We start from the raw sequence: 3,658 nt of genomic DNA on the forward strand, positions 1-3,658 counted from the left end.
GATTATGGTGTCTATTCTATTATAGACGGAAAGCAACGCATCACCGCAATCCACGATTTTCTTAACAACTCTTTTTCGCTCACAAAGATCGAAACATTTAGCAGCATACTGGGAGCCAAATTCAAGAATCTTCCTCAAGCCTTGCGAGGGGCGCTGAAGGTACGGCCATATATTCGGGTTGTGACACTCCTAAAGCAGTCTGATCCGGAACTGAAATACGAAGTTTTCATTCGCCTCAACCGAGGCGGTATAAAGCTAAACAATCAAGAGATAAGGAATGTGGCTTTCAGGGGCGAGCTGAACGATACGATCTATAACTGCGCCCAAAATGAACTGCTAAAGCGCGCCTTGAAAATAGACAGCACAACATCTTCCGCATTTCAGCAGATGGATGATGCGGAGTTTGTTCTTAGGTTTTTCACCTTGGTGGATCGCTGGAAGACGTTCTCCGGTAGCTTTGTCAAATCGATGGATCAGTTTATGCTGGATAACAGGTCCAAGGGCGCGGCTTATTTTGCGACAATCGCTCAACGCTTTTCTACTTCCATTGATCGGGTCCATGCCATTTGGGGTGAACAATCCTTTCAACGATGGGACGGGAAGGCTTGGAGGCAGCAGGCCTTGGCTGGCATGTATGACGCCCAGATGATGGCCGTCTCCGAACTCACGGATGCAAAGTTTGAGACGGCAAAATCGAGAAAAGGTGCAATCAAATCAGCAACGAAAAAGTTGTTTGAAGACGACTCCGAATTTGAAGAAGCAGTCCGTCTGGGGACGAACACACCGGCACGAATTCGGCTTAGGACTGAGCGGATATTAGGGCTTTTGGACCCCAAGTAGGTGAGCGCCGCTCGGCAGCGATTTTTGGGTGACGTCGCCGGCATCCGAGGCGCGTTGGCGCTTGATCCGCTAGCTACCGGCTCGGGTGGAGCCGTCGACCCACCTGCTATCATTGTGCTACGTCGCGGCATCCTCATTGCCGCTTTTATTGCGCTCGAGACTTTTATTCGAGCACGCTGCGTAGAGGTGGTTTCGCAGCTTGGAAATTGGTCGGGTTCTTACGACGATTTTCCTGCAAAGTTTCGCGATGCAGCTTTGTTCGGTGCCGTTTCAAATCTTCAAAAATATGCGCAAATGCTCAAGAGGCAGGGTGAAGATTATAATGGAGAAATTGCATCTGAGATTTCTTTGCTTGGTCAAACAGGCGGTCCGGTATACAATTTCTCACGGCATATAGCGGGAGATTATACTGGGAATGTTTCGGTATCATCAGTTAAGGAGATGATGGCAGCATTCGGTGTGAAAGATTGTTGGAACGAGTTCAGGCAGATTGCAGCGGCCATAGGATATGGCGTTCCTTCGATCGAAGAGCTGTTGAAGTCTCTGGCAACAAGACGTCATAGAAGCGCACACGTGGCCGGTTATGCGCCCACGACGAACGATACCCAACATCTCGCAGACCAGTTGATTGCCTTGGGCGCTTGTATCGATCTCGCTCTTACGTCCTCAACGCGCCGAGCATTGGCCCATTGGACAGAGTGGAGAGATGACGACGTGAAGTGGCGCGCTAACGTTCGCTTGTTCATGGTCGACGAGGAGAGCGGGAAATTCAGACTCCTTGCTGCCGGCCAGAGCCGTGCACTCAAGGTCAAACCGACCATAGAAGACATTCGTAACGCCATCCCCGCAGCGCAACCGGGGCAAACATTGTTGATCGCGCAGCGGGACAGTCGCAAGGTGCCAATCTCGTGGTGGCTTGGAACATAGGCAACTTCGGGTGTCAGATCCGCTGACGGCGGCTCAACGCTCCGAACGCATGTCTCGCGTGCGCGGCAATAACACCGGTCCCGAGCTTACCGTCCGCCGCCTGATCCACGGTCTCGACTACCGCTTTCGCCTGCATCGCCGCGACCTGCCCGGCACGCCCGACCTCGTCTTTCCTGGACGGCGAAAGGTGATCTTCGTGCACGGCTGTTTCTGGCACCTGCATCCCGATCCGGACTGTCGTCTGGCGCAGATGCCCAAATCGCGGCAGGACTATTAGGGGTCCACGCTGGAGGGGAATCGCGCGCGCGATCTCCGTAAAGAGGCGGCCCTGGCCGAGGCGGGGTGGGACGTGATGACGATCTGGGAATGCGAGCTGCACAACGCAGCTTCACTTTCGAACAGAATAAGAACATTCTTGGACGCATGAGCTGCGCGACCCTGCAATCCATCGAACTGTTCGCCGGCGCCGGCGGCCTGGGCATCGGCCTGCACCGGGCGGGATTCCATCCGGTTCAGGTGGTCGAGCGCGACGTCTATTGCTGTGACACCATCCGCGAGAACCAGGGGCGGGCCAGCTCGGTCGTGGCCCACTGGCCGCTGGAACAGGGCGACGTGCGGACGTTCGATTTCGGCGTGCACGAAGGCAAGCTGGACCTGATCTCGGGCGGGCCGCCGTGCCAGCCCTTCTCCATGGGCGGAAAGCACAAGGCCTATGACGACGCGCGGGACATGTTCCCCCAGGCGATCCGCGCGGTGCGTGAGGCCAAGCCCAAGGTGTTCGTGTTCGAGAATGTGAAGGGGCTGACGCGGGCCAGTTTCCAGAACTATTTCGAGTACATCCAGATGCAGATGCGTCATCCCGAGGTGACGGCGCGGCCGGACGAGGACTGGATGGATCATCTGGCCCGGCTGGAGCAGCACCATACGTCGGGGGCGAAGGGCGGGCTGAACTATCGGCTGGTGACGCGGTTGCTGAACGCCGCCAACCACGGCGTGCCGCAGAAGCGCGAGCGGGTGCTGTTCGTCGGCTTCCGCGACGACCTGGACCTGGAATGGTCGTTTCCGATCAACACCCATTCGGCCGAGGCCCTGGTCTGGGATCAGTATCGCGACGGGTCGTACTGGGACCGGCATCAGGTGGCCCGAAAGGATCGGCCGGAGAACGAGAGGCTGTCGGCCCGGGCGGCGCGGATGGATGCGCGGCCGGTCGGCAGTGCGTGGCAGACGGTGCGGGATGCGATCCACGACCTGCCTGATCCCGAGGCTGATCTGGCGAAGGCGCGGGCAGTGGCGAACCATCGCCAGCAGCCGGGGGCGCGCAGCTATCCGGGGCATACGGGCAGTCCGTTGGACGAGCCGGCGAAGACGCTGAAGGCCGGGGTGCACGGGGTGCCGGGCGGCGAGAACATGCTGAGGAAGCCCGGCGGCGAGGTCCGATATTTCACGGTGCGCGAGAGCGCGCGGTTGCAGACCTTTCCCGACGACTATGTGTTCCACGGGTCGTGGTCGGAGACGATGCGGCAGCTGGGGAACGCGGTGCCAGTGCGGCTGGCGGAGATGGTCGGCAAGGACGTGGCGCGGCGGTTGAGGTTCGCGGCGTGAGCTCCGTTCCCGGCTATGACGAGTTCGAGTTCGATCTGCCGGAGGCGCTTCTAAAGCGCTTGATCGATGCTCTGGACGAGGTCTCGCCGACGCTCCTCACGGCGGAGGCCCTGGCCCATCTGCCAGAGGTGCAAGGCGTCTACCAGCTGTTCCTAAAGCGCGGCGACCGACTTGACCGCGTCTATATCGGCAAGACGGACTCCGAGGCCGGTCTGAAGAAGCGGCTTTTGAAGCACGCGCGCAAGGTCCGGGATCGCGTCGGTCTGGACCCGGACGCGGTCTATTTCAA

5 protein-coding genes are annotated in these 3,658 nt (G+C 58.5%); all 5 read left to right on the forward strand.

Features of this window, described 5'->3' with window-relative positions; all coding sequences use genetic code 11:
• On the forward strand, window positions 1-840 hold an 840-nt coding region (locus tag ACILQR_RS17750), incomplete at its 5' end, for a DUF262 domain-containing protein (protein WP_395652690.1).
• The gene (locus tag ACILQR_RS17755; RefSeq protein WP_395652691.1) at window positions 841-1,767 is read left to right on the forward strand and encodes a hypothetical protein; all 927 of its coding nucleotides are present in this window, start codon (window positions 841-843) and stop codon (window positions 1,765-1,767) included.
• Between the two features lie 10 nt (window positions 1,768-1,777).
• Window positions 1,778-2,044: a very short patch repair endonuclease gene (locus tag ACILQR_RS17760; RefSeq protein ID WP_395652692.1), complete on the forward strand. Its 267-nt coding sequence runs from the start codon at window positions 1,778-1,780 to the stop codon at window positions 2,042-2,044.
• Between the two features lie 146 nt (window positions 2,045-2,190).
• Window positions 2,191-3,369, forward strand: a complete 1,179-nt coding sequence (locus tag ACILQR_RS17765) for a DNA cytosine methyltransferase (RefSeq protein WP_395652693.1) — start codon at window positions 2,191-2,193, stop codon at window positions 3,367-3,369.
• The coding region (locus ACILQR_RS17770; protein WP_395652694.1) for a hypothetical protein at window positions 3,366-3,658 on the forward strand (293 nt) is incomplete at its 3' end. The genes ACILQR_RS17765 and ACILQR_RS17770, both read left to right, overlap by 4 nt.

This window comes from Brevundimonas sp., assembly GCF_044239655.1.
Lineage (GTDB): Bacteria > Pseudomonadota > Alphaproteobacteria > Caulobacterales > Caulobacteraceae > Brevundimonas.